The organism is Amycolatopsis camponoti (assembly GCF_902497555.1).
Lineage (GTDB): Bacteria > Actinomycetota > Actinomycetes > Mycobacteriales > Pseudonocardiaceae > Amycolatopsis > Amycolatopsis camponoti.
In genome coordinates, this window is the sequence record NZ_CABVGP010000003.1 from 2,033,140 (window position 1) to 2,058,204 (window position 25,065).

Below are 25,065 nucleotides of genomic sequence, written 5' to 3' on the forward strand. Positions count from 1 at the left end.
GGTGCGTAGCGTGGCAGCCGTGAAGGAGCAGATGGGGTTCGACTTCGGCGTCGCGCAACCGGTACGGCTCACGAAGGTGTCGCCGGCGCGGCTGGCCACCTTCGACGACTGCCCGCGCCGGTACCGCCTCGCGTACCTCGAACGGCCCACCCCGCAGCGCACGGGGCCGTGGGCGCACAGCACGCTCGGCGCGGTGGTGCACAACGCGCTGCGGGCGTTGTTCGACCTGCCGGTGCTCAAGCGGGTGCCGCAGCGGGCGGTGGCGCTCGTGGCGGAGTTCTGGAAGGACGCGGGCTTCGAGAGCGAGGAGCAGGCGGCGCGCTACCGGGCGCGGGCCAAGGGGTGGGTGGCGGAGTACGTCGAGGACAACGACGTCACGCACGACCCGGTCGGGCTCGAACGATGGGTGTCGGCGCCGGTGAGCCCGTCACCGGGGGAGAAGCCGTCGATGATCATCGAGGGCCGCGCGGACCGCATCGACGCGCGTGACGGCGCGTTGGTGATCGTGGACTACAAAACGGGACGGCGCCCGCCGGACGAGTACGAGGCCCGGGCGTCGCAGGCATTGGCGCTGTACGCGGTGGCGGCGGCGCGGACGCTGCGGATGCCGTGCACGACGGTGGAACTGCACCACCTCCCGACCGGCACGATCGCGGCGGCCGAGCACACGCCGGAGAGCTTGCAGAGGCAGCTGCAACGCGCCGGCGAGACCGCCTCGGACCTCAGGCTGGCCACGGATACCCTGGACGCGGGCGGCGACGGAGACGAGCTGTTCCCGCCCCGCCCGGACCGCCGTTGCGCCTGGTGCGACTTCAGGCCGAGCTGCAAGGCGGGGCAGGAAGCGGCCCCGCAGATGCAGCCATGGGACCTGCTCGCGCCCTGACAGGGAGGGAAAGTGCCTTCACCGGAAACCGACGAACTGGCCACGGTCCCGCTGCCCACGGGCGCGCCCGAGGTGGAGCGCCCCTCGGCCGGGACTGATGCGGCCGAGGCGCGGGCGGGGTCGCGGAAGCAGGCCGAGCCGCTCGCCGCAGAAGCCGGTCCGGCCGAGGCGCAACAGACGGAGCGGCTCGCGACCGGATCCGGCCCGGCCGAGGCGAGGTCGCGGCAGACCGAGTGGCTTGCGACCGAGCCGGGCGCGCGGGTCGTTCCGCAGGAGACTGAGCCGTTCGCCGCCGGGCCCGGCCCGGCCGAGGCACAGACGGTCCCTCAGGAACGCGTCGAGCCCGAGCGGGTCGAGCCGTCGGATGCTGCGCCGGAGAGCGATGCCGAAGAACCCGCTGAGCCGGGCAAGCCGGGCGGTCGCTGGTGGCGCGGCTTCACCGGCTCCCTCGCGGCCGGCCTCACGGTCCTGGCGATCGGCGTCCTCGTGGTGGCGGCGATCGACCTGAACACGGGCGCGCCGGGCCCCGGCGCGGTGCTGCTGGTCGGCCACCCGGTGGCGGCGGTGCTGGCGTTGCTGGCCCAGCGAGTCGCGGACCGCCGCAACGGTGCCCCCGCCGTGGGTGCGGGCGTCGCGGTGGTGCTGTTCACCGTCTCGGCCCTGACTCTCTTCTGGCTCACCTGAACCGTCGCCCGAGCACGCTTGATGCCCCTGCAATCACGCGAGATGCCGCTCCGGACACGCGTAAAGCCCGCCCGATCACGCGAGTGACCAGCGCCGGAACAGCGAAGCCGGAACTCGCGTGATCGAGGGCCGAACTCGTGACTCGCGTCGGCTACTTCAGGGCCGTCAGGGTGTCGCCGCGTTCTTCCAGCAGGACCGGGCCCGCCGCGCCCAAGCGGACTACCCCCGCGTACCCCCGGCGGTCCACCCCGACCGTCCGGATCGTGGAGCCGTCATTCTCGTTCAGCACCGCCAAGCCGCCCTTGATCGGGACCACCAGCTGTGCCGCGAACAAGATCCCCGGCCCCGATGCGCTGCTCAACGTCCAGCGCGGCGAAAGGTCGTCGCGGGAAAGGGCCAGCATCTTCGACCCGCTGAACCAGTACACGTTCTGCGTCGTCTGGGTCGTCGCCTCGACACCGCCGGCCGGGTCCGCCGCCAGGTCCGTGGCCGGCACGTCCAGCGGGTACGCCGCGCGCTGGGAACCGTCGCCGTTGTAGACCACCAGCAGCTTCTGGTCCGGGAGGACCACCGCCGTCAGGTCGCCGGACATCGCGATCACGCGTGCTCGCTTGCCGGCCAGCACGCTGCTGAACGCCACCGATGGCTCGTCGTCCTTCTCCGGGGCCGCCTTGTAGACCGTCAGGCGGTCCGCCGGGTCGCCCGGGCAGCGCTCGATCACGCCGACCTTGCCCGACGCCGCCGCCACCGTGCCGTACGTGCAGCCCGTGCGGGGCTGCTTGCCCGCGTTGACCAGCGCCGGGACCTGGCCGTACTCCGCGCTCTGCACCAGGTCGTCGCGCCACGTCGTGAGGAGCTTCTTGCCCGTTGCCGTCACGTGGGAGCCGTCGCCGACCAGGCGCGTTCCCAGCTCCGCGTTGCCGTTGCGCTGCGCCGTGATCCGGCCCGTGCCCGGGTCCAGCTGCGTGACTTCGCTGCACCCCTCCGACTTGGCGTAGACGGCGTTCAGCCGACCCCACGTCTCGTTCATCGTGCACAACGGCCGGTCACGCGTGTAGTGCCAGCGGATCTGCCCGGTCAACGGGTCGCGGGCGGCGACCTCGCCGCCGTCCGCCGTCGCCACCGCGTCGCCCGCCACCACCGGGACCGGCGTCGCGCCGCTGCGGGCGCTCCAGATCTCGGCCAGCGAGCCGGGCACCTTGTCCGGCGCTGCCGGCAACGGCGGGGGCGGCGCCGCCTCGGTGCGGTCGGTCGCCGCGCTGTCGCTCGTCACGCCGATGACCAGCGCGGTGGCGACCGCGACGACCGCGACCAAGGCCGCGGCCACCCGGTCCCGCCCGCGGTTCCAAGGCGAACGACGCGCCTTGACCCGCGGAGCGGGCGGAGAGCTCACGGCCTCCTCGGAAGCGTCCTCGAGGACGTCCTCCGAGCCGTACTCAGGGGTCTCTTCAGGCGCGTTTTCAGGCGCCTTCCCGACGTCGCTCACGTGCCCGGACCCCCGCGTTCAGGTTCAGTCTGCCGACGCAGGTGTATCAGACGTCGCGGCGGGACGGCGACGGCGGCGCCGCCGAGCGGGCCGCTCGGCGTTGTCGCCGGCTTCCTTCTCGGTGGCCGGGCCGGTCGCTTCCGGCGCGGTGCCGCGGGTGCGGCGACGCGACCGGGTGCGTCCCTCGGCAGCGGGAGCGTCGTCGGGGGACGAGGCAGCGGCGTTGTCCGCGGCCTCGATCGCCTCGGCCGCGTGCGAGCCACCGCGGGTCCGCTTGCGCGGGGTGCGGTTGCGCTTGCGCGGCGCGTCTTCCGAGACGGTCTCGCCCGGCTTGCCCCGGCCACGCGGGCCGCGGCGCTTGCCGCCCAGGTCCTCTTCCTCCTCGGCGGCCAGGCCGGCCCGGGTGCGGTTGGCCAGTGGCAGCCGGCCCTTCGTGCCCTCGGGGATGCCCAGGTCGGCGTACAGGTGCGGCGACGACGAGTACGTCTCCACCGGCTCCGGCTTGTCGAGGCCCAGGGTGTCCGAAATGAGCTTCCAGCGCGGCATCTCGTCCCAGTCGACGAGCGTGACGGCGACGCCGGTCCGGCCCGCGCGGCCGGTGCGGCCGATGCGGTGGACGTAGGTCTTCTCGTCGTCCGGGCACTGGTAGTTGATGACGTGGGTGACGTCGTCGATGTCGATGCCGCGGGCCGCGACGTCGGTCGCCACCAGCACGTCGACCTTGCCGGAGCGGAACGCGCGCAGCGCCTGCTCGCGCGCGCCCTGGCCGAGGTCACCGTGGACGGCGGCGGCCGCGAAGCCGCGCTCGACCAGGTCGTCGGCCACCTTCTGGGCGGTGCGCTTGGTGCGGCTGAAGATCATCGTCAGGCCGCGGTCCTTCGCCTGCAGGACGCGGGCGATCACCTCGGGCTTGTCCATCGAGTGCGCCCGGTAGACGAACTGCGTGGTGCGCTCGTGGATCGCGCTCGCGTCGTTCTCTTCGGCGCGGATGTGCGTGGGCTGCCGCAGGAACGTGCGGGCCAGCGTGATGATCGGGCCGGGCATCGTGGCCGAGAACAGCATGGTCTGCCGCTCGTCCGGCACCATCCGCAGGATGCGCTCGATGTCGGGCAGGAAGCCCAGGTCGAGCATCTCGTCGGCCTCGTCCAGCACGAGGCCGCGGACCTTGCCCAGCACGAGGTGCTGCTGCTCGGCCAGGTCGAGCAGGCGGCCCGGGGTGCCGATCACGACGTCGATGCCCTTGCGCAGGGCCTCGATCTGCGGCTCGTAGGGGCGGCCGCCGTAGATGGCCAGCGTCCGGATGCCGAGGTGCTTGCCGGCGCCCTTGAGGTCGTTGGCGACCTGGATGCACAGCTCGCGGGTCGGCACCACGACCAGCACCTGCGGGGTGCCGTCGCCCGGCACCTCCACGCGGTGCAGCAGCGGCACGCCGAAGCCCAGGGTCTTGCCCATGCCGGTGCGGGCCTGGCCGATGAGGTCGTCGCCGGCCATCGCCAGCGGCAGGGTGAGCTCCTGGATCGCGAAGGTGCGCTCGATGCCGGCCTCGCCGAGGGCCTTGACGATCTCCGGCTTGACGCCGAAGGACGCGAAGGTCGGGTTCTCGGGCTCGACCTCGACGCCCGCCTGCAGCGGGTGCGAGGTGTCGAGCGCGGCCGGGCCGGTCTCGCTGTGCTCCAGCGCGACGGCGGGGGTCTGTTCGGTTGTGGGAATTTCTGCGGTCAGGGTGATCGCCTCTCTCGTGACCAGCGCGCACAGCCGTGGGTCCGCTCGACACTCGACCGGGAGTAAACCCTGGTCCCTGGCGCTGATCTTCAAGCGCGGAACCGGTCCGCCCCGGGAATGCCGGAAGAGGCGTGCACGCACATTGCAGTACGTCGGCAAGCCAACGTGACCTGCCTGTTCCCGACGCCGGTATGGCGTACGGAAGCTTCTATATCATCCGCAGTGTACCTGGTCAGCAGTTTTTCGACAGTACCCGGCACGCCGGAACCAGTGTGATCGGTCTCGTCCCGACACGCCCGGGTGCTTCGGCGATACCCTGCCCCCGTGACCGAGCCGAAAGAGATCTCAGAAGGCGTAGTCGACCTTCTGGGTGTGATCGCCTACCTCGAACTTTCCGCGTTCGACCGGATGGCCGAAGACGCGCGCAGCGCCCCCACCCTGGCCGGGCGCGCCGCGCTGGCGCAGATGGCCGCGGCGGAGATCGGTCACTACGGCCTGCTCGGCAGGCACCTCGCCGCGCACGACGTCAAGATCGAGGACGCGATGTCGCCGTTCGTGGCCCAGGTCGACGCCTGGCACGCCTCGACGCGGCCGAAGTCGTGGCTGGAGTCGCTGGTCAAGGCCTACGTCGGCGACGGCCTGGCCGCCGACCTCTACCGGGAGATCGCCAGCTGGCTCGACCCGGAGACCAAGGACCTCGTGCTCACCGTGCTCGCCGACACCGGCCACTCGGCGTTCGCCGAGCGCGAAGTCGCCGCCGGCATCGAAGCCGACCCCAAGACCCGCGACAAGCTGGCCCTCTGGGGGCGCCGCCTGCTCGGTGAGGCGCTGACCCAGGCCCAGTACGTCGTCGCCGAGCGCGACGGGCTCGCCGAGCTCATCATCGGCGGCTCGGGTGACCTCTCCGGAATTGCCGCGTTGTTCCGGCGGTTGCAACAGGGGCACACCAAGCGCATGCAGGCGCTCGGCCTGGGCTGACCCCGATGGAGTACCCGGAAGTGACGACGCGGTCGAGCGCGGACATGCGCCACCGGAACGAGCCCGTTCGGTTAGCCTTGCCGAGCACATCCCTTACGAATTTCCAGCGGAGGTCCCACGTGGAGGTCAAGATCGGCATCAAGGACACGCCGCGCGAGCTGGTGGTGTCCAGTGGCCAGTCTCCCGAAGAGGTGGAGAAGCTGGTCGCCGAGGCCCTGACGGCCGGTGACGGGCTCTTCCGCATCAGCGACGAGAAGGGGCGCAAGTACATCGTCCCGTCCGACCGCATCGCGTACGTCGAGATCGCCCCGTCCGACGTCCGCAAGGTCGGGTTCGGCGTCGGCGACTGACTCGGAGCCACTCGAAGGCCACCCCGGGCCCGCCCGGGGTGGCCTTCGTGCGCTCCGGGTTCACCGGATCGGTCGGTTCTCCTTGGTGTGTCGCGATTCCGCCGCCTAACTTCGGCGAGCGATCCGGTGTCACGGGACCCGGACGCCCCGACCCCCAGGAGCACCCAGCATGACCACTGTCGAGCCGATGGCGAGCGACGTGGCGGATCTCGTGCGGAACACCCTCTCCGCGCACAAGTCGATGTTCCTCGCGACCTCGGGCAGCGACGGCCCGTGGGTCGGAGGCGTGTATTTCGCCGAGAGCGGACCGTTCACGCTGAACCTCGTCCTCGAGGACCGGGGCCGGACCCTGGCCGCGGTCCGCGAGAACCCGGTCGTCTCGGTGGTGGTGTCGACGGGCTCGCCGATGCAGCCGTTCCTGCAGGCCCAGGCGCTGGCCGAGGTCGTCCCGGCCGACGACGACGCGCTGGTGCGCGACCTGCTCGTCGCGAAGGTGCCCGAGGCGGGGCCGTTCCTGGCCGCCCCGGTCACCGCGGTGCGCCTGAGCGTCCGCAAGTGGCGCGCGACGGACATCCCGAACGGCTGGCTGCCCGGGCGTGAGCTGCCGGGCCCGCTGCCCGGCCCGCGCCACCCCTGATCCGGCCGGGTCGGCCGCCGCGCGGGTCGGCCGCCCCGGTTCCGAGGTCCGTGAAGGCCTCCTCGACCGAGGGGGCCTTCACGGCGTTCTAGGCGTTGAGCTCTTCGAGCGTCGTGGGGACGTGGAACGGCGGCGTGCTCGTGCCGGTGATCCGGTACCGCCCCCACGGGTCCGGGTCCGACAGCTCCCCGGTGGCCGAATACGCGCCGGCCTGGATCGAGACGGCCTTCTTCTTGCCGCCGGCCAGGCGAGTCAGCTCGTCGTTCACCGCGACCCGGCCGTACCAGCGGTAGAAGCCGTCGATCGGCTGGAAGTAGCCGCGCAGCTCCACCGTCGTCGACAGCGACACGCCGTCGACCTCCAGCGTCGCCGGACCGCTGTAGCCGTCTTCGTCGTGCTCGCTCATGACGTCTCCTCCAACGACTCGGACTCCGCGCGGCCCAGCTGGACCACCTTGTTGGCTTCCAGGGGCTGGTTCGGGTCGATGACCACGCCGTGCTGGCGGGTCAGCCCGTCGATGGCCGCCCAGATGATCTGCGTCAGGTACTCGACCACCGCGTCGCGGCCCATCGAGCGGCGGTCGAGCCACCACTCGCCGGTGTTCTGGACCATGCCGACGATCCCGTGCGCCCACGGCTCGGCCGCGCCGGAGTCCATGTTGAACATCCGCATGTAGTCGCCCAGCAGCGCGGTCAGCGCCGTCGCGATCAGTTCCTTGTCCTCGGCCACGACGTCCGACGACACCGGTTTCTCCGGCCGCCCGTGCGCCAGCAGCCGGTACAGGTTCGGGTGCTCCTCGATCACCGTGAAGAACGCGTCGAGGGCCATCCGGATCCGCGGGACCGGCGCGAGCTCGGCGTTGATCGCCGGGATCAGCCGCTCGAAGAGGATCTCCGTGCCGCGCTGGCCGAGGGCCACGTAGAGGTCGGCCTTGTCGTCGAAGTGCCGGTACAGCACGGGTTTCGTGACGCCCGCCTCCGCGGCGACGTCCTCCATGCCGAGGTCAGGGCCGTGCGTGTCGAGCGCCCGCAGCGCGGCCTCGACGAACTCCTTGCGCCGCGCGATCCGGTGCTTGCGCCAGCGGTCGCGGCGGGCGTCGCCGGTCGCCTCCTCGTCGCGCGAGGACGACCTGGACGGCTTGCCGGAGCGCTTGACACGTTCGATCACGGGGCTCATGCTACCAGAGGTAACTGTTACCTCAAGTTACATGTTGGAAGGGGTGTCGGCGATGACGCGGACGCTGAAGGAACCGGATCGCGAGAAGACCGCGAACCGCCTGCTCAAGTCGTCGGCGAACAAGTTCTACGACCCCGACGTCGACATCGACTGGGCGGCCCCGCTCGTCGAAGGCAAGCGGTTCATCCTCGACGAGCGCTCCTCGCTCTACGGCACCGAACTCTGGGACAAGCTGACCCCCGAGCAGCGCATCGAGCTGGGCAAGCACGAGGTCGCGAGCGTCGCCACCACGGGACTGTGGTTCGAGATCCTCCTGATGCAGATGCTGCTCAAGGAGGTCTACGAGCAGGACCCGACGTCCGCGCACGCGCAGTTCGCGCTGACCGAGATCGCCGACGAGTGCCGGCACTCGACGATGTTCGCGCGGATGGCGTCGCGGATCGGCTGCCCCGCCTACGGCCCGGTGCCGTGGCTGCGGAAGCTGGCGAAGCTGATGCCGACGATCTCCTACGGCCCGGCGCGCTACGGCGCGATCCTGGTGGCCGAGGAGGTCCTGGATCGGCTGCAGCGCGAGCAGATGAACGACGACGGCGTCCAGCCGCTGGTCCGGATGGTCAACCGGATCCACGTGCTGGAGGAGGCGCGGCACGTCACCTTCGCCCGCGAAGAAGTCACGCGCGGCATGGCGAAGCTGTCGAAGGCCGAGATCGGCTACCAGCAGTTCGTCATCGCGCTCATCTCGTACTTCGTGACGCGGGCGTTCATCAACCCGAACGTCTACAAGGCGGTCGGCATCCGGCCGCGCGACGGCGTCGAGGCGGCGCTGAACAACCCGCACTGGCAGGGGACGATCGCCTGGGCCGGGGAGAAGATCATGCCGTTCCTGGAGGAGTCCGGCCTGGTCGGGCTGCCCGGGAAGTACTTCTGGCGCAAGTCCTTCCTGCTCCCGGCGGGCCGATGACGACCGCGTCGCGGCTGCGGGACCCGTCGATCGGGCACCGGTTCGTCGCGAGCGACGGCGCCGCGCTGCACCTTTCGACGTCCGGGCCGGCCGATTCGGCGGTGACGCTGGTGCTGGTGCACGGCTGGACGCAGGACCACCGGACGTGGGACTTCGTGCTGCCGCACCTCGACCCCGGCGTGCGCGTCCTCCGCTACGACCTGCGCGGCCACGGCGGCTCGGCGCACGCCCGGCGGGGCTCGGCGACGATCGCGCGGCTCGCCGACGACCTGGCCGAGATCATCGCCGATCGCGTCCCGGAGGGGCCGCTGGTGCTGGCCGGGCACTCGATGGGCGGCATGACGCTGATGGTGCTCGCCGAACGGCACCCGGCCCTCGTCCGGGAGCGGCTGGCGGGGGCGGCGTTCGTCGCGACGTCGTCCGGCGACATGGACCAGCTGACGCTCGGCTTTCCGGGCCTGGTCGGCCGGGGTGTGACGCGCTTCGAGCCCCGGGTGGCCCGGCTGCTCGCCCGGCTCAAGGCGGACACCCTGCGGCTGCGGCCGACGATGGTTCGCTCGGGCGCCCGGCGGCTCGTCTTCGGTGACCGGCCGGGGCGGGCGCAGGTGGACAGCGTCGTCGAGCAGCTGCTCAGCGCGCATCCGGCGAGCGCGGGGATGTTCCTGGACGCGATCGCGGCCCACCGCGGCGTCGGCGGGCTGGGCGCGCTGTGCGACGTCCCGTCGGTGGTGCTGGCGGGGGAGAAGGACCGGCTCTGCCCGCTCGCGCACGCGAAGGTGATCGCGGACGAGCTGCCGCACGCGGAGTTCGTCCGATTCCCGGGCGCCGGTCACATGCTGCCGCAGGAGCGTCCGTTCGAGGTCGCCCGCAGGATCTCCGCGCTGGTCCGGGTGGCCGCCACCCGCTGACCGCGAAGCGGCACTTCCCCGGGGGAAGTGCCGCTTCGGCGGGTCAGGAGTCCTTGAGCGGGAAGCCGCCGCCGATGCCGCGCCACGCCAGGTTGGCCGTCAGCGCCACCGCTTCCTCGCGGCTCATCGACTGGTGGTGCTGCAGCCAGAACCGGGCGCTGACCTGGCTCATCCCCACCAGGCCCACGGCCAGCAGCCGCGCCTTGTCCTCGTCGAGGCCCGCGTCCGCCGTGATCGTCTCCGTGATCGCGTCCACGCTCGCCGACGTCGCGCGGTCGACCGCTTCCTGGACCGCCGGCTCGCCGCGCAGGTCGGACTCGAACACCATCCGGAACGCACCCGCGTCGTTGCTGACGAAGTCGAAGAACGCGCCGACCGTCGCCGGGACGCGCTGACGGTTCTCCGTCGTCGAGTCCAGTGCCGTCTGCACGCGCTTGACCAGCTCGTCGACGTGGCTCTCCAGCAGCGCGATGTAGAGATCGAGCTTGCCGGGGAAGTGCTGGTAGAGCACCGGCTTGCTGACACCGGCCACTTCGGCGATCTCGTCCATCGCGGCGGCGTGGTAGCCGTTCTCGGCGAAGACCCGCTGCGCCGCGGCGAGGAGCTGGGCCCGCCGTTCCGTCCGGGGCAGGCGCACCCCGCGCTGCTGCAGCCGCGTCATCTCCGTCATGCCCATCCTCCCGTCTTCACACCTTCGACGGGCGGGGTCGCCACCGCGTGAAGTCGTCCTGAAGATTACTCGCCGGTATGTATGCCTTGCCAAGTGTCGGGCATCCTGGGTTCGTGAACGCCGCCGTGACGACGCGGGTGCCCCTCACCCACGTGCCCCTGTCGACCAGGGGATTACCCGCACTGGAACCGATACTCCCGCCCTGGCCGGCGACTTTCGAAGAAGTCGGGACGGCTCGCCTGCACGTCCGCCGCACGCCGGGTCCGGACGGCGTGCCCGCGGTGTACGTCCACGGTCTCGGCGGTTCGTCGACGAACTGGACCGACCTGGCCGCGCTGCTCGCGCCGGTCGCCGGCGGCACCGCGCCCGACCTGCCCGGCTTCGGCTACTCGGAGCCCGAGGAAGGCTTCGACTTCAGCCTCCAGGCGCACGCCGAGGTCGTCGCACGGCACATCGAGGACGTCGGCGCGCCGGTGCACCTGCTCGGCAACTCCATGGGCGGCGCCATCGCCCTGCTCATCGCCGAACGCCGACCCGAGCTGGTCAAGACCCTGACGCTCATCTCGCCCGCGATGCCGGACCGCCGCCTCGACCCGCGACGGCTGTCGGACCCGCGGATGGCGCTGGCGTACCTGCCGCTGGTCGGCGCGCGGGTGCGGGCGCAGCTGGCCGCCCTCGGCCCGCGCGAACGCGCCGCGCAGGTGATCAAGCTGTGCTTCGCCGACCCCTCGCGCTTCCCGGCGAGCCGGCTGGACGAGCTGGCCGAGGAGCACGGCGCCCGCGCCGGGTTCGCCTGGGCCGGGCCCGCGATGGCGCGGAGCACGTTCGCGATCTTCCGGGCCTGGTCGACGCTCGGAAAAGCCTCCCTGTGGTCGTCGGCGCCGCGGGTGAAGGCGCCGACGCTGGTGGTCTGGGGCCGCGAGGACCGGGTCATCTCCGTGCGACGCGCCCTGCGGACGGCCCGGGTGATCCCGAAGGCCCGGCTGCTCGTCCTGCCGCGGACGGGTCACGTGGCGCAGATGGAGCGCCCGATCGTCGTGGCGAAGGCCGTGCTCGGCATGTGGGAGCACGTCGAAGCCGGGACCTGGTAGCCCGATCGGGTGCCGACAAATCCCCGGGTGGACCGCCAGTCGCTCATAACGGTCCGATGGCGCTGTGGCACCCTGGTGCGGTGGACCGGGTGAAGCACGACGCGCGAGGCGAAGATCGGCGGGCTCCCCACCGTGCCTCGGCCCGCCGCACCCCGGAGCCCGAAAACCCCCCGCGCAACGGCCAGTACCGCCCCGGCGGGCAGCCGGCTCAGCGCGTCGGCGAGGACCGCTACCGCCCGGGCGGGCGGCGGACCAGCGCCGAGCCGCTGAGCGCCTCCTGGAAGCCGCACGTCGAGACCCCGCGCGAGAAGCCGGAGCCGCCGAAGGCCGGCCTCGCGAAGTTCACCAAGACCTACGGCTGGCGCGTCTACGCCCTGCCGATCCTCGTCGTGCTGACCGTGCTCGTCGTCTTCAACACCGCGAACAGCCCGGCCGAGCCGATCGCCGAGCAGGGGACGCCGGCCGGCGTCGAGTCGGCGGGCGGGGACGCGGCGGGCGGCGCGATCGACGGCAACGGCGAGCAGGCCATCCCGGAGAACCCGGCCACGCCCGTCGACCTCAAGGTGCCGACCGCCGAGCTGCCCGACGGCGGCCCGTTCACGCAGGCGGGCGCCGGCAAGTGGCACGTGGTGCCGGGCACCGGCCCGAAGGTCGGCAACGGGAAGCTGTACACGTACACGATCGAGGTCGAGGACGGCATCGACCCGGCGAGCTACGCCGGCGACGACGCCTTCGCCTCGGCCGTCCAGGGCACGCTGTCCGACCCGGCGAAGGGCTGGACCTGGGACGGCAAGATCGCGTTCCAGCGCGTGGACGCCAACTTCCCGAACCCGACGTTCAGGGTGAGCCTCACCACGCCGGAGACCACCCACCGGCCGGACGCCTGCGGGTTCCAGATCAAGTTCGAGGCCTCCTGCTACCGCAAGAGCCTCGGCCGCGTGCTGATCAACCTGGCCCGCTGGGTGCGCGGCGCGAAGGCGTACGGCGCCGACATGACCGGGTACCGGCAGTACGCCATCAACCACGAGGTCGGGCACGCCCTGGGCAACCAGCACGTCGGCTGCGGTGGCAACGACCAGCCCGCGCCGGTGATGATGCAGCAGTCGTTCGGCGTCAACGACGACTACGTCTCGATGCTCAACGACATCCCCGGCGGCGACAAGGGCAAGGTGGCCAAGGACGGCCGCATCTGCAAGACCAACTCCTGGCCGAACCCCACGCCGTAGTTCTCAGCATCTGGACCCGGGAAGGTCTATTTGCCCGCGCGCGTTGTGCATAGTGGGATGGACGCGATCCGCGCGAGATGGAGGACCCGATGTCAGCACTGCCGCCGCTCGTCGAGCCGGCTGCCGAGCTCACCAAGGAAGAGGTGGCCCGGTACAGCCGTCACCTGATCATCCCGGATGTCGGGGTGGTCGGGCAGAAGCGGCTGAAGAACGCGAAGGTCCTGGTGATCGGGGCCGGCGGCCTCGGCAGCCCCGCTCTGCTGTACCTGGCCGCGGCCGGGGTCGGCACGCTCGGCATCGTCGACTTCGACGTCGTCGACGAGTCGAACCTGCAGCGCCAGGTCATCCACGGCCAGTCCGACGTCGGCAAGCTCAAGGCCGCGTCCGCGCAGGAGTCGATCGCCGAGATCAACCCGCTGGTCAAGGTGTACCTGCACACCGACCGCCTGGACTCGTCGAACGCGCTCGAGATCTTCGAGCAGTACGACCTGATCGTCGACGGCACCGACAACTTCGCCACGCGCTACCTGGTGAACGACGCCGCGGTGCTGCTGGGCAAGCCGTACGTCTGGGGCTCGATCTTCCGGTTCGAGGGCCAGGTCAGCGTGTTCTGGGAGGACGCGCCGAACGGCAAGGGCCTCAACTACCGCGACCTCTACCCGGAGCCGCCGCCCCCGGGCATGGTCCCCTCCTGCGCCGAGGGTGGCGTGCTGGGCGTGCTGTGCGCGTCGATCGGCTCGATCATGGTGACCGAGGCGATCAAGCTCATCACCGGCATCGGCGAGACGCTGCTCGGGCGGCTCATCAGCTACGACGCGCTGGAGATGAAGTACCGCGAGGTCAAGATCCGCAAGGATCCGGAGACCCCGAAGATCACCGAGCTGATCGACTACGAGGCGTTCTGCGGCGTGGTGTCCGACGAGGCCGCCCAGGCCGCGACGGGCAGCACGATCACACCCGCCGAGCTCAAGGCCAAGTTCGACAGCGGCGAGAACTTCGCCCTGATCGACGTCCGCGAGCCGCACGAGTACGAGATCGTCAACATCAAGGGCGCGACGCTGATCCCGAAGGACCGGATCCTCTCGGGCGAGGCGCTGGCCGAGCTGCCGCAGGACAAGCCGATCGTCCTGCACTGCAAGTCGGGCGCGCGGTCCGCGGAGGCGCTCGCCGCGCTGCACGCGGCCGGGTTCAAGGACGCGACGCACCTCGGCGGCGGTGTGCTGGCCTGGGCCAAGCAGATCGACCCGAGCCTGCCGACCTACTGACAGTGGTTGCCCGTGAAGGCCGCCTCCGGCTTCGGAGGCGGCCTTCACGGCGTTTCGTCCGACTCGCGCTCCGGCGCTAAAACACTGCGTGACCAGCGCGTCTTCTCGATCGTGGACCGCCCGGCCGGGTACCGTCACCAGTTGTGCGGACAACCCTCGAACGTCCTCCGGCGCACGTCTGCGCGGCCTTCGGCGGCCTCGACGACGGCAGTGAACCGATGCCGGATTCGACGGCGTGGCGCTGCGGCGACCTCGTGTTCAAGCCGGTCACGGACAAGGCCAGGACGCTGTGGACGGCCCGCGCCCTCGACTACATCCACGAGCCGGGCCTGCGCGTGGCGAAGCCGGTCCGCTCCAGCGACGGCCGCTGGATCGTCGGCGGCTGGACGGCGTCCCGCTTCGTGGCGGGCACGCCCGAGCACCGCGGCGACGCGTCGGTGCTGGCGGCGGTGAAGCTGCACCGCGCGACCATCGGCCTGCCCCGGCCGGACTTCATCGCCGGCCGTCGTGACATCGACGCCGTCGCCGACCGCGTCGCGTGGGAAGAGCTCGAGGTCCCGCTCGAAGAGACGAAGGGCGGCCGCTGGTTCGAGGTCCTCGCCGGCGCCCGCCGCCCGATCAAGCTGCCGCTGCAGGTGGCCCACGGCGAGCTGCTGGCCGGCCTGCTGTTCGACGGCGACGAGGCTCCCGGCCTCGTCGACTTCGTCCCGTACTACCGCCCGGGCGAGTACGGCGCGGCGATCGTCGCGGTGGACGCCCTGGCCTGGGGCGGCGCGAAGCGGGAGCTGCTCGAGCGGTGGGCCCACCTGCCGGAGTGGCCGCAGCTGCTGCTGCGCGCGGTCCTGTTCCGGCTGGCGTCGAACGCGCTGAACCCGAGGTCCACCCGCGCGGCTCTCGACGGCCTTCGCGCGGCGGCTCGCGAAGTCAGCGGTGTGCTCTGAGCAGTGGCGCGGGTCACTCACCTCACCGCCGGGGGCGCGTGAAACCCGTCGCAATGTCAACTGCCTGAAACATTCGGTCGATTCCGAGTAACACGGCCTCCTTAGCGTCGGGTCATCCCGAACGCCGAGGAGGTGCCCGTGCCGCAGGTCGACACCCACTGCCCGTACTGCGCGCTGCAGTGCGGGATGCGCCTCGACGGCGTCCGCGTGACGCCGCGGGACTTCCCGGTGAACGCCGGCGGCCTGTGCCAGAAGGGCTGGACCGCCGGGGCGCTCCTCACCTCGCCGCGGCGGCTGACCACCCCGATGATCCGGGTCGACGGCGCGCTCGAGCCGGTCAGCTGGGACTTCGCCCTCGACTTCGTCGCGCGCAAGCTCGCCGAGCTGAAAGAACAGCACGGCCCCGACGCCGTCGCGGTCTTCGGCGGCGGCGGGCTGACCAACGAGAAGGCCTACCTGCTCGGCAAGTTCGCCCGGGTCGCGCTCGGCACGTCGCAGATCGACTACAACGGCCGGTTCTGCATGTCCTCGGCCGCCGCCGCGGGGATCAAGGCCTTCGGGGCCGACCGCGGGATGCCGTTCCCCGTCACGGATCTCAAGAACGCCGACGTCGTGCTGCTCGCCGGGGCCAACCCGGCCGAGACGATGCCGCCGTTCGTCCAGCACCTGCGCGGCGCCGACCTGATCGTCGTCGACCCGCGGCGCACCCCGACCGCCGAGTCGGCGGGCCTCCACCTCGCTCCCGCGCCAGGCACGGATCTCGCGCTGGCGCTGGGGATCCTGCACGCCGTCGTCGAAGGCGGTCACCTCGATCGATCCTATGTGGACGCACGCACGAACGAGTTCGGAGAAGCCTGGCGGATCGCGGCGACGTGGTGGCCGGAACGCGCCGAGCGCGTCACCGGCGTCCCGGCGGCCGACATGCGCCTCGCCGCCGCGAAGCTCGCCAATGCCCGCAACGCCTACATCCTCACCGCCCGCGGCACCGAGCAGCACGCCACCGGGACCGCGAACGTCGGCGGCTGGATCAACCTCGCGCTCTCGCTGGGCCTGCCCGGACGTGAAGGTTCCGGCTACGGCTGCCTCACCGGCCAGGGCAACGGTCAAGGCGGCCGCGAGCACGGTCAGAAGGCCGACCAGCTGCCCGGCTACCGCAAGCTCGACGACCCGGCCGCGCGCGAGTACGTCGCCGGCGTCTGGGGCGTCGACCCGGACAGCCTGCCCGGGCCCGGCCGCTCGGCCACCGAGCTGCTGGACGCGCTGGGCACCGACGAGGGCCCGAAGGCGCTGATGGTGTTCGGCAGCAACGTCGTCGTCTCGGCGCCGCGCTCGGGACGGGTCCAAGATCGACTGTCCGCGTTGGACTTCCTGGTCGTCGCCGACTTCGTGCTGTCGGAGACGGCCGCGCTGGCCGACGTCGTCCTCCCGGTCACGCAGTGGGCCGAGGAAGACGGCACGCTCACCAACCTGGAAGGCCGCGTCCTGTTGCGGCGCAAGGCGATCGACGCGCCCCCGGGTGTCCGGTCCGACTTGGACGTCCTCAACGGACTCGCGCTACGGCTGGGCAAGGCGGGCTTCCCCGCCGACCCCGAGACCGTGTTCGAAGAACTGCGGATCGCGTCCAAGGGCGGCGTCGCCGACTACTCCGGCGTGAGCTACGACCGGCTGCGCGACGGCGAGGCCCTGCACTGGCCGGTGCCCGCGGATGACCACCCCGGAACCCCGCGGATGTTCCTCGACGCGTTCGCTCACCCGGACGGTCGCGCGCGGTTCGCGCCGGTCGAGTACTCCGGCCCGGCCGAGCTGCCGGACGAGGAGTTCCCGCTGCAGGCCACCACCGGCCGCGTGCTGCAGCACTACCAGTCGGGCGCGCAGACGCGGCTGATCAAGGAACTCGACGATGTCGTCCCCGAAGCATTCGTCGAGGTTCACCCCGATACGGCCAAGCGGGCCGGTCTCGAGGAAGGCGATCCCGCGAGAATCCGCTCACGCCGTGGCGAGACGGTCGCCAAGGTGCGCTTCGTGCAGTCGTTGAAGCCCGATCTCGTGTTCCTGCCGTTCCACTTCCCCGGTGAGCAGCGCGCGAACCTGTTCACCAACCCGGCGCTCGACCCGGTCAGCCGGATGCCGGAGTTCAAGGTGTGTGCCGTTTCTCTGTCTACTGTGGATGGTGCCGCATGACACCGCGTGAAGTCGTCATCGTCGGGTACGGCATGGCCGGCGCCCGGCTGGCCGACGAAATCCGCCGCCGTGACCCGATCGCCGAACGCGTCCGGCTGACCGTGCTGGGCGCCGAGAAGCACGCGGCCTACAACCGGGTGCTGCTGTCGGCCGTCGTCGCCGGCGGGATGAGCGCCGAGAGCGTCCGCCTGCACGACGACGAATGGGCCGCGCGCCACAACATCGACCTGCGGCTCGGGGTCGACGTCACCCGCATCGACCGCGACAAGCGCTGCGTGGAACTCGGCGACGGCGCATGCGTGGACTACGACGCGCTCGTGCTCGCCACCGGCGCCAACCCCTGGATCCCGCCGGTCGAAGGCCTCGAAGCCGGGCCGGGCGTGGTCGCCTTCCGCAGCCTCGACGACTGCGCCAAGATCCTCGACGCCGCCCGCTACGGTGCGCCGGTCGCGGTGCTCGGCGGCGGGCTGCTCGGCCTCGAAGCGGCCCGCGGCCTGGCCGGGCGCGGCAACCAGGTGACGGTCGTGCACCCGCTGGGGCACGTCATGGAACGCCAGCTCGACCCGGCCGCCGGGCACGTGCTGGCCCGGCAGCTCACCGGCATGGGCGTGACGTTCAAGTTCGGCGCCACCGCCGCCCGCTACCTGCCCGGGGACGGCCTCAAGCTCGACGACGGCACGCTCGTCCCGGCCGACCTGGTCGTGGTCGCCGCCGGTGTGCGCGCCGAGACGAGCCTGGCCGTGGACGCCGGACTCGACGTCGATGGCGCCATCGTCGTGGACGACGTGCTGCGCACCAGCGACGGCCGCATCCACGCCCTCGGCGACTGCGCCCGCCACCCCGGCGCGCCGGCCGGGCTGATCCAGCCCGCGTGGGAGCAGGCCGAGGTCCTCGCCGACGTCCTGACCGGCACCAATGCCGCCGCACGCTACCGCGGCACCACAGCCGTCACCCGGCTGAAGGCCCGCGGCATCGACCTCGCCGCGCTCGGCGAGACGCAGCTCGACGCCGGCACCCCGGACGTCGAGGTGCTCACCTTCAACGACCCCACCGGCGGGCGCTACGGCAAGCTCGTCGTCCGCGAAAACCGCGTCACCGGCGCGATCCTGCTCGGCCTGCCCGACGCCGCCGCGTCGATCACGCAGTTCCACGACCGCGGCACGCTGCTGCCCGACGACCGCCTCGCGGTCCTGCTGGGCCGGGCGCTGCCGACCGGAAGCGCCCCCGCGGCCAGCCCGGCCGATCTGCCGGCGGCGGCGGTGATCTGCCGCTGCAACAACGTCACCAAGAGCCGGCTGGTCGAGGCCTGGAAGGCCGGGGCCACCGACACTCCCGCACTGGCGCGGGCCACCCGGGCCACGACCGGCTGCGGCGGCTGCGCGGACGCCGTAGGCGGTATCGCGAACTGGCTCGCGGCGCAATGACCAACCCGACCCGTCGCAAGGAGAACACCGTGGTACACCAAGGAAAGCACTGGATCGAGCACTGGGAACCGGAGAACGAGGAGTTCTGGGAGTCCACGGGCAAGAAGGTCGCGCGCCGGAACCTCTGGTTCTCCGTGTTCGCCGAGCACATCGGCTTCTCCATCTGGACCCTGTGGTCGGTCATCGTCCTGTTCATGGGCAAGGACTACGGGTTCTCGGCCGCCGACAAGTTCCTGCTCGTCTCGACGCCGACGCTGATCGGCGGCCTGATGCGGCTGCCCTACACCTTCGCCGTGGCGAAGTTCGGCGGTCGCAACTGGACGGTCGTCAGCGCGGCGCTGCTGCTGATCCCGACGATCCTGGCCGCGGTCGTGCTGCACCCCGGGACGTCGCTCGGCACGTTCCTGCTGGTCGCGGCGCTCGGCGGCGTCGGCGGCGGCAACTTCGCGTCGTCGATGACGAACATCAACACGTTCTACCCCGAGAAGCACAAGGGGTGGGCGCTCGGCCTCAACGCCGGCGGCGGCAACCTCGGCGTCGCGGCCATCCAGCTGGTCGGGCTGCTGGTGATCGGCACGGCGGGTGCGACCGCGCCGCGGATCGTGCTCTACGTCTACATCCCGCTGATCGTCGTCGCCGCGGTGTGCGCGTACTTCTACATGGACAACCTCGCCACCGTGAAGGGCGACACCAAGGCGATGCGCGAGGTCGTCAAGGACCCGCACACCTGGGTCATGTCGTTCCTCTACGTCGGCACGTTCGGCTCGTTCATCGGCTACAGCTTCGCCTTCGGCCTGGTGCTGCAGAACCAGTTCGGCCGCACCCCGCTGCAGGCGGCCGCGGTGACGTTCCTCGGCCCGCTGCTCGGCTCGCTCTCGCGGCCGGCGGGCGGCTGGCTGGCCGACCGGATCGGTGGCGGCAAGATCACCTTCTTCACCTTCGTCGGGATGGCGCTGTCCACCGTCGTGCTGATCCTCGCGTCGACGTCGAAGTCCCTGGCGCTGTTCACGGTCGCCTTCATCGTGCTGTTCGTCCTCACCGGCGTCGGCAACGGCTCGACGTACAAGATGATCCCGGCGATCTTCCGCGCGAAGGCGAAGGTGGCGATCGCGAACGGTGCCGAAGAGGCGGCCGAGCTGCTCAAGGCGCGGCGGCTGTCCGGCGCGCTGATCGGCCTGGCCGGCGCGATCGGTGCCGAAGGCGGCCTGTTCATCAACCTCGCGTTCCGGCAGTCGTTCGCCGACGCCAAGAGCGGGGTCCCCGCCTTCGTCGGATTCCTCGTCTTCTACGGGCTGTGCTTCGCCGTCACCTGGGCGGTCTACCTGCGCAAGCCCGCCGAACAGCCCACGAGTGAGCGCGGTCTGGCGCTCGCGGGAGCGGAGGTCTGAGATGCCCACCCTGGTCGTCGCCGGACACGGCATGGTCGCCCACCGGCTCGTGGAGGCGGTGCGCGCGGAAGACCCTTCCGGCACTTGGCACATCGTCGTCCTGTCCGAGGAGCCGCGTCCGGCGTACGACCGGGTGGCGCTCACGTCCTATGTGGACAGTTGGGACCCGGCGTCGCTGGCGCTGCCCGGTTCGGACTACGCGGGCGATTCCCTGGTGGATCTCCGGCTCGGTGAACTGGCGGTATCGGTCGACCGGGCCGCCCGGACGGTCACCACGGCCTCCGGCGACGTCGTTTCCTACGACGCGCTGGTGCTGGCCACCGGCTCGCGGCCGTTCGTGCCGCCGGTGCCCGGGCACGACCTGCCCGGCTGCTTCGTCTACCGGACCATCGAGGACCTCGACGCGATCCGCGCGGCGGCCGTCGAAAAGCCGGGACGCGGGCGGCGCTCGGCCGTCGTCATCGGCGGTGGCCTGCTCGGCTTGGAGGCCGCGAAGGCGTTGCGGGACATGGGACTCTCGCCGCACGTCGTCGAGATGGCGCCGCGGCTGATGCCCCTGCAGGTCGACGAAGGCGGCGGGTCGCTGCTGCGCCGGCTCATCAGCGGGCTGGACGTCACCGTCCACACGGGAACGTCGACCGACGCCATCGAGGCCGACGACTCCCGGCTGCTGGCCAAGCTGGGCAACGGCACCGAGCTGGACGTCGACCTCGTCGTGTTCTCCGCCGGCGTCCGGCCGCGCGACGACCTCGCCCGCCAGTCCGGTTTGGACGTCGGGCCGCGCGGTGGGGTGCTCACGGATTCCTCCTGCCGCACCAGCGACCCGGCGGTGTTCGCGATCGGTGAGTGCGCGGCCGTCGACGGCCGCGTCTACGGCATCGTGGCGCCCGGCTACGCGATGGCCGAGATCGTCGCCGCCCAGCTCACCGGCGGGTCCGGCGAGTTCCCGGAGCCGGACACGTCCACGAAGCTGAAGCTGATGGGCGTCGATGTGGCGTCCTTCGGCGACGCGCACGCGAAGACCGAAGGCGCGTTGGAAGTCGCCGTCAACGACGCGGTCGCCGGCACCTACAAGAAGCTCGTGGTCACCGACGACGGCAAGACGCTCCTCGGTGGCGTGCTCGTCGGCGACGCCACCGAGTACAACACGCTGCGCGCGCTGGTCGGCCGTCCGCTGCCCGCCGAGCCGGGCGCGATCCTCGCCCCGGCCGGCGGGGGCGCCGCGGTCGGCGTCGACGCGCTGCCGGACGCGGCGCAGATCTGCTCGTGCAACGCCGTCTCCAAGGGCGCGATCACGCGGGCGATCCACGAAGACGGCTGCGACACCGTCCCGAAGCTCAAGGCGTGCACCCGCGCCGGCACCGCGTGCGGCTCGTGCGTCCCGCTGCTCGGCAAGCTGCTGACGGCGTGCGGCGTCGAGCAGTCGAAGGCCGTGTGCGAGCACTTCCCGCAGTCGCGCGCGGAGCTGTTCGAGATCGTCCAGGCCACCCGGATCACGACGTTCAGCGAGCTGATCGGCCGGTACGGCTCGGGCAGCGGCTGCGCGGTCTGCAAGCCGGCGGTGGCGTCCATCCTGGCCACCCTCGGCAACGGCCACGTGCTCGGCGGCGAGCAGATGACGTTGCAGGACACCAACGACCGGTACCTGGCGAACCTGCAGCGCAACGGCACGTACTCGATCGTCCCGCGGATTCCCGGTGGCGAGATCACGCCGGAGAAGCTGATCGTCATCGGCCAGGTGGCCCAGGACTTCGGGCTGTACACGAAGATCACCGGCGGCCAGCGGATCGACCTGTTCGGGGCCACCGTGGACCAGCTGCCGCTGATCTGGCGCCGGCTGGTGGACGCGGGCTTCGAGTCCGGGCACGCCTACGGCAAGGCGCTGCGCACGGTCAAGTCGTGCGTCGGGTCGACGTGGTGCCGCTACGGCGTGCAGGACAGCGTCGGGCTGGCGATCGAGCTGGAGCTGCGCTACCGCGGGCTGCGGTCGCCGCACAAGCTGAAGTCGGCGGTTTCGGGGTGCGCGCGGGAATGCGCGGAGGCCCGGAGCAAGGACTTCGGCATCATCGCCACCGAGAACGGCTGGAACCTCTACGTCGGCGGCAACGGCGGAACGACCCCGCGGCACGCCGAGCTGCTCTTGTCCGATGTGGACACGGCGACGCTGATCCGGACCATCGACCGGTTCCTGATGTTCTACGTGCGGACCGCGGACCGGTTGCAGCGGACGGCGCCGTGGATCGAGGAGCTGGACGGCGGTCTCGACCACCTGCGCGCGGTGATCGTCGACGACTCGCTCGGCATCTGCGAAGACCTCGACGCGGCGATGGCCAAGCACGTCGACAACTACGCCGACGAGTGGAAGGGAGTCCTCGAGGACCCGGAGAAGCTGGCCCGGTTCTCGTCCTTCGTCAATGCGCCGGGTACGCCCGACCCGGCGATCTCGTTCCGTTCGGAGCGGGAGCAGAAAGTGCCCGTGATGCTGGGAGTCCCGCGCTTTTCGAACAGCGAGGTGCGCCGATGACGACGTCGATCGAACGGACCTGGACGGCGGTGTGCGCCGCCGAAGCGGTGCCGGAGTACGCGGGGGTGGCCGCGCTGTTCGACGGCGGCGTCCAGGTGGCGATCTTCCACCTGCCGGGGGATCGCTGGTACGCACTGTCCAACTGGGACCCGTGCAGCGGAGCGGCGGTGCTCTCGCGCGGCATCGTCGGTGACGCGGGCGGGGTCCCGGTGGTCGCCTCGCCCGTCTACAAGGAACGGTTCGCGCTCGACAGTGGACAGTGCCTGGACACCGAGGGTGTGACGGTTCCGGTGTACGAGGTGCGCGTGCGAGAGGGCGTGGTCGAAGTGGAGAGCCCGTGATCCTGCCGCTGACCGGGTTCGTGGTCGGCATCACCGCGGCGCGCCGAGCGGACGAGCTCGGCGCGCTGCTGGTGCGCAAGGGGGCCGGCGTCCGCTACGGCCCGGCGATCCGGATCGTGCCGCTGACCGACGACACGGAGCTGCGCGCGGCGACGTCGGCGCTATTGGAGTCGCATGTGGACGCCGTGGTGGCGACGACGGGCATCGGCTTCCGCGGCTGGCTGGAGGCGGCCGAGGGCTGGGGTCTGGGTGACGCTCTGCTGTCGCGGCTCTCGTCGTCTTCACTGCTGGCTCGCGGGCCGAAGGTGACCGGGGCGATTCGCGCGGCGGGGCTGTCGGAGTCGTACTCGCCGGCGTCGGAGAGCAACGCGGAGCTGTTGCAGCACCTGCTTTCCGCGGACGTTTCCGGCAAGCGGATCGCGGTGCAGCTGCACGGCGAGCCGCTGCCGTACTTCGTGGACGCCCTGCGCGCGGCCGGGGCGGAGGTCATCGAGGTCTCGGTGTACCGCTGGGTCGGGCCGGTCGACCCCGGCCCGGTGGACCGGTTGCTGGACGGCGTGCTGGACGGGTCGATCCACGCGCTGCCGTTCACGAGCGCCCCGGCGGTGGCCTCGCTGGTCGCGCTGGCGCGCCGCACCGGCCGGTTGCCGGGGTTGATCTCGGCGTTGTCGGGCCCGTGCGTCGCGGCGTGCGTCGGGCCGATCACGGCGGGTCCGCTGGCGGCGCTCGGCGTGCCGACGGTGCAGCCGCACCGGGCCCGGCTCGGCGCCCTGGCCCGGACGGTGTCGGAGACGCTCCTGGCGCGTTCACCCCGGTTTTCGGCGGGCGGGCTGTCGATCGAGCTGCGCGGCCAGGCGGCGGTGGTGGACGGCGAATGGCGCGAGGTGGCACCGGCACCGATGGCGTTGCTGCGGGCGTTGGCGGCTTCACCGGGGCGGGTGGTGTCCCGGCGCGAGCTGATTTCGGCGTTGCCGGGAGGCGGCGAGGAGCACGCGGTGGAGACGGCGATCGGCCGGCTGCGCACGTCCCTGGGTGGCGGGAAGGTCGTGCAGACGGTGGTGAAGCGCGGCTACCGGCTGGCGGTGGACGGGTCGTGAGTGAGAAACAGGGTTAGAACACAGTTTCTCACTCACGACATCCCGGTGACCACGTGCTTCTCGAACCCCCGCGCCGCCGCCACGCGGGCCGCTTCCGCTTCGACCTCCTCGCGCACGTCCGGGCGAAGCGGGTCGAACGCCGTCACGGTGAACGTCAGCTTCGCGCCGCTGCCCTTGGTCCGCCAGGTGCCCGCGATGTCGCCGTCCGCCAGCAGGACTCCCGGGTTGCCCAGCATCTTCCAGACTTCCTTGCGCCGCAACGGGTCCGGGACCAGCAACGTCTTGTCGCGCGCCTGGATGAACGGATCCCACGGCGGCAGCAGCCGCACGACGTCAGGCTCCGGCGGGTTTTCCAAAGCCGCCAAGCGCGAAGCGGGCAGGTACCGTTTCTTGCCCTCGACCTGCACCTCGGCCAGGTCGTCCGGCCAGGTCTTGTCCACCACCGCGCGCGCCGTCCCGACGAACTCGGCGGCCTCACCCGGCGACGCCGGGCCGTTGAGCCGCAGGTACGACTCGACCACCGACGTCGCCGCGGCGACGTCGGGTGTCTTGCGCATCCGGCCACGGCCCTCGAGGGGCGCCAGCGTGGCCGCGGGAGCCCCGGCCACCAGGCGGACACCGGCGTGCGGCGCCGCGATGCGCATCAGCTGCTCCTGGATGTGCGTCGCGTTGCAGCCGCGGCACCAGCGGGAGAACTCCGGCGGGAGCTTCTTCGTCACCGCCGTCGAGACCGCGCCCTTCGTCATCGGTCCCTTGACCACGGCGCGGAGGGCCGCGGCCGCAGTGAAGACCACGTCGGACGCCGCCAGGCCGGTCGCCGCCAGGTCCTTGCGCTGCCACAGCATCCGGGCCAGCGCGTCCGCGTCGTCCAGGGGCACCAGCGCGCGCGTCACCTCGGCCAGATCCAGGTGGTAGTGCGGCGCGCCCCGCAACGTCCACGCGAGCACGAGCCGCGGATCGTCCACCGGGGACACGGGCTCGGCGAGCCGGGCCACCAGAGCGAGCAGCGCGGTGTCGCGCATGCTGTCCTGCAGCCCGGCCCGCACGACCGCGAGGCCGGTGACGTCCTTCGCGGTGCGGTGCAGCCCGTGCTCGGCGATGCGGTAGGCGAGTACCTGGCGACGGTCCACGT

The 25,065-nt window shown here is 71.6% G+C and carries 23 protein-coding genes; 17 read left to right on the forward strand and 6 right to left on the reverse strand.

Going from position 1 to position 25,065, the window contains the following annotated elements; translation table 11 throughout:
- Positions 1-31: 31 nt before the first annotated feature.
- Entirely contained in the window at positions 32-883 is an 852-nt protein-coding gene (locus tag AA23TX_RS46465; RefSeq protein WP_196425935.1) for a RecB family exonuclease, read from the forward strand.
- 12 nt (positions 884-895) lie between these two features.
- Positions 896-1,567: a hypothetical protein gene (locus AA23TX_RS46470; RefSeq protein WP_155549229.1), complete on the forward strand. Its 672-nt coding sequence runs from the start codon at positions 896-898 to the stop codon at positions 1,565-1,567.
- A 151-nt stretch (positions 1,568-1,718) separates the two neighbouring features.
- On the opposite strand, the gene AA23TX_RS46475 is transcribed toward AA23TX_RS46470, so the two are convergent.
- Together AA23TX_RS46475 and AA23TX_RS46480 are read right to left on the reverse strand one after the other, a co-directional pair.
- Positions 1,719-3,053 carry an Rv3212 family protein gene (locus AA23TX_RS46475; protein ID WP_196425904.1) on the reverse strand — a complete coding sequence of 445 codons (1,335 nt, stop codon included), beginning with the start codon at positions 3,051-3,053 and terminating at the stop codon, positions 1,719-1,721.
- 24 nt (positions 3,054-3,077) lie between these two features.
- On the reverse strand, positions 3,078-4,868 hold the full coding sequence (locus AA23TX_RS46480) for a DEAD/DEAH box helicase (protein ID WP_155549230.1): 1,791 nt from the start codon (positions 4,866-4,868) through the stop codon (positions 3,078-3,080).
- Between the two features lie 231 nt (positions 4,869-5,099).
- On the opposite strand from AA23TX_RS46480, the gene AA23TX_RS46485 reads away from it, so the two are divergent.
- The 3 genes from AA23TX_RS46485 to AA23TX_RS46495 all read left to right on the forward strand — a co-directional run bounded on the left by AA23TX_RS46485 (position 5,100) and on the right by AA23TX_RS46495 (position 6,740).
- Complete coding sequence (locus tag AA23TX_RS46485; protein WP_155549231.1) at positions 5,100-5,753, forward strand: ferritin-like fold-containing protein; 654 nt, start codon at positions 5,100-5,102, stop codon at positions 5,751-5,753.
- Positions 5,754-5,872: 119 nt separating this feature from the next.
- Positions 5,873-6,103 carry a DUF3107 domain-containing protein gene (locus AA23TX_RS46490; RefSeq protein WP_125307071.1) on the forward strand — a complete coding sequence of 77 codons (231 nt, stop codon included), beginning with the start codon at positions 5,873-5,875 and terminating at the stop codon, positions 6,101-6,103.
- Positions 6,104-6,272: 169 nt separating this feature from the next.
- Positions 6,273-6,740, forward strand: coding sequence for a pyridoxamine 5'-phosphate oxidase family protein (locus AA23TX_RS46495; RefSeq protein WP_155549232.1), 468 nt, complete (start codon positions 6,273-6,275; stop codon positions 6,738-6,740).
- An 88-nt stretch (positions 6,741-6,828) separates the two neighbouring features.
- Here AA23TX_RS46495 and AA23TX_RS46500 read toward each other — a convergent pair whose 3' ends face one another.
- Complete coding sequence (locus tag AA23TX_RS46500) at positions 6,829-7,146, reverse strand: DUF4873 domain-containing protein (RefSeq protein ID WP_155549233.1); 318 nt, start codon at positions 7,144-7,146, stop codon at positions 6,829-6,831.
- Complete coding sequence (locus tag AA23TX_RS46505) at positions 7,143-7,916, reverse strand: TetR/AcrR family transcriptional regulator (RefSeq protein ID WP_155549234.1); 774 nt, start codon at positions 7,914-7,916, stop codon at positions 7,143-7,145. The genes AA23TX_RS46500 and AA23TX_RS46505 overlap by 4 nt, the downstream gene beginning before the upstream one ends.
- Positions 7,917-7,968: 52 nt before the next feature.
- Here AA23TX_RS46505 and AA23TX_RS46510 point away from each other — a divergent pair, with 52 nt between their 5' ends.
- Together AA23TX_RS46510 and AA23TX_RS46515 are read left to right on the forward strand one after the other, a co-directional pair.
- A complete protein-coding gene (locus AA23TX_RS46510; protein WP_196425905.1) occupies positions 7,969-8,877 on the forward strand; it encodes an AurF N-oxygenase family protein in 909 nt (302 codons plus the stop codon).
- Positions 8,874-9,785: an alpha/beta fold hydrolase gene (locus tag AA23TX_RS46515; RefSeq protein ID WP_155549235.1), complete on the forward strand. Its 912-nt coding sequence runs from the start codon at positions 8,874-8,876 to the stop codon at positions 9,783-9,785. The genes AA23TX_RS46510 and AA23TX_RS46515 overlap by 4 nt, the downstream gene beginning before the upstream one ends.
- 43 nt (positions 9,786-9,828) lie before the next feature.
- On the opposite strand, the gene AA23TX_RS46520 is transcribed toward AA23TX_RS46515, so the two are convergent.
- Positions 9,829-10,455 (reverse strand): TetR/AcrR family transcriptional regulator, encoded by a 627-nt coding sequence (locus tag AA23TX_RS46520; protein WP_125307066.1) that lies wholly within the window; start codon positions 10,453-10,455, stop codon positions 9,829-9,831.
- Positions 10,456-10,532: 77 nt separating this feature from the next.
- Here AA23TX_RS46520 and AA23TX_RS46525 point away from each other — a divergent pair, with 77 nt between their 5' ends.
- The 10 genes from AA23TX_RS46525 to AA23TX_RS46570 all read left to right on the forward strand — a co-directional run bounded on the left by AA23TX_RS46525 (position 10,533) and on the right by AA23TX_RS46570 (position 23,933).
- Positions 10,533-11,546: an alpha/beta fold hydrolase gene (locus AA23TX_RS46525; RefSeq protein WP_230863101.1), complete on the forward strand. Its 1,014-nt coding sequence runs from the start codon at positions 10,533-10,535 to the stop codon at positions 11,544-11,546.
- Positions 11,547-11,626: 80 nt separating this feature from the next.
- Complete coding sequence (locus AA23TX_RS46530) at positions 11,627-12,772, forward strand: DUF3152 domain-containing protein (RefSeq protein WP_155549237.1); 1,146 nt, start codon at positions 11,627-11,629, stop codon at positions 12,770-12,772.
- A gap of 89 nt (positions 12,773-12,861) precedes the next feature.
- Positions 12,862-14,037 (forward strand): adenylyltransferase/sulfurtransferase MoeZ, encoded by a 1,176-nt coding sequence (moeZ, locus tag AA23TX_RS46535; protein WP_155549238.1) that lies wholly within the window; start codon positions 12,862-12,864, stop codon positions 14,035-14,037.
- A 143-nt stretch (positions 14,038-14,180) separates the two neighbouring features.
- Positions 14,181-14,978, forward strand: a complete 798-nt coding sequence (locus tag AA23TX_RS46540; RefSeq protein ID WP_155549239.1) for a TIGR02569 family protein — start codon at positions 14,181-14,183, stop codon at positions 14,976-14,978.
- A 138-nt stretch (positions 14,979-15,116) separates the two neighbouring features.
- A complete protein-coding gene (locus tag AA23TX_RS46545) occupies positions 15,117-17,159 on the forward strand; it encodes a molybdopterin oxidoreductase family protein (RefSeq protein ID WP_155549240.1) in 2,043 nt (680 codons plus the stop codon).
- A complete protein-coding gene (locus tag AA23TX_RS46550; RefSeq protein ID WP_155549241.1) occupies positions 17,156-18,583 on the forward strand; it encodes an FAD-dependent oxidoreductase in 1,428 nt (475 codons plus the stop codon). The genes AA23TX_RS46545 and AA23TX_RS46550 overlap by 4 nt, the downstream gene beginning before the upstream one ends.
- Positions 18,580-19,971, forward strand: a complete 1,392-nt coding sequence (locus tag AA23TX_RS46555; protein ID WP_155549242.1) for a nitrate/nitrite transporter — start codon at positions 18,580-18,582, stop codon at positions 19,969-19,971. Before AA23TX_RS46550 ends, AA23TX_RS46555 begins: the two co-directional genes overlap by 4 nt.
- A gap of 1 nt (position 19,972) precedes the next feature.
- On the forward strand, positions 19,973-22,495 hold the full coding sequence (nirB, locus tag AA23TX_RS46560; RefSeq protein ID WP_155549243.1) for a nitrite reductase large subunit NirB: 2,523 nt from the start codon (positions 19,973-19,975) through the stop codon (positions 22,493-22,495).
- Complete coding sequence (gene nirD / locus AA23TX_RS46565; RefSeq protein ID WP_155549244.1) at positions 22,492-22,836, forward strand: nitrite reductase small subunit NirD; 345 nt, start codon at positions 22,492-22,494, stop codon at positions 22,834-22,836. The genes nirB and nirD overlap by 4 nt, the downstream gene beginning before the upstream one ends.
- On the forward strand, positions 22,833-23,933 hold the full coding sequence (locus tag AA23TX_RS46570) for a uroporphyrinogen-III synthase (RefSeq protein WP_155549245.1): 1,101 nt from the start codon (positions 22,833-22,835) through the stop codon (positions 23,931-23,933). Before nirD ends, AA23TX_RS46570 begins: the two co-directional genes overlap by 4 nt.
- A 32-nt stretch (positions 23,934-23,965) precedes the next feature.
- On the opposite strand, the gene AA23TX_RS46575 is transcribed toward AA23TX_RS46570, so the two are convergent.
- Positions 23,966-25,063 carry a DNA glycosylase AlkZ-like family protein gene (locus AA23TX_RS46575; RefSeq protein WP_155549246.1) on the reverse strand — a complete coding sequence of 366 codons (1,098 nt, stop codon included), beginning with the start codon at positions 25,061-25,063 and terminating at the stop codon, positions 23,966-23,968.
- Positions 25,064-25,065 lie beyond the last annotated feature (2 nt).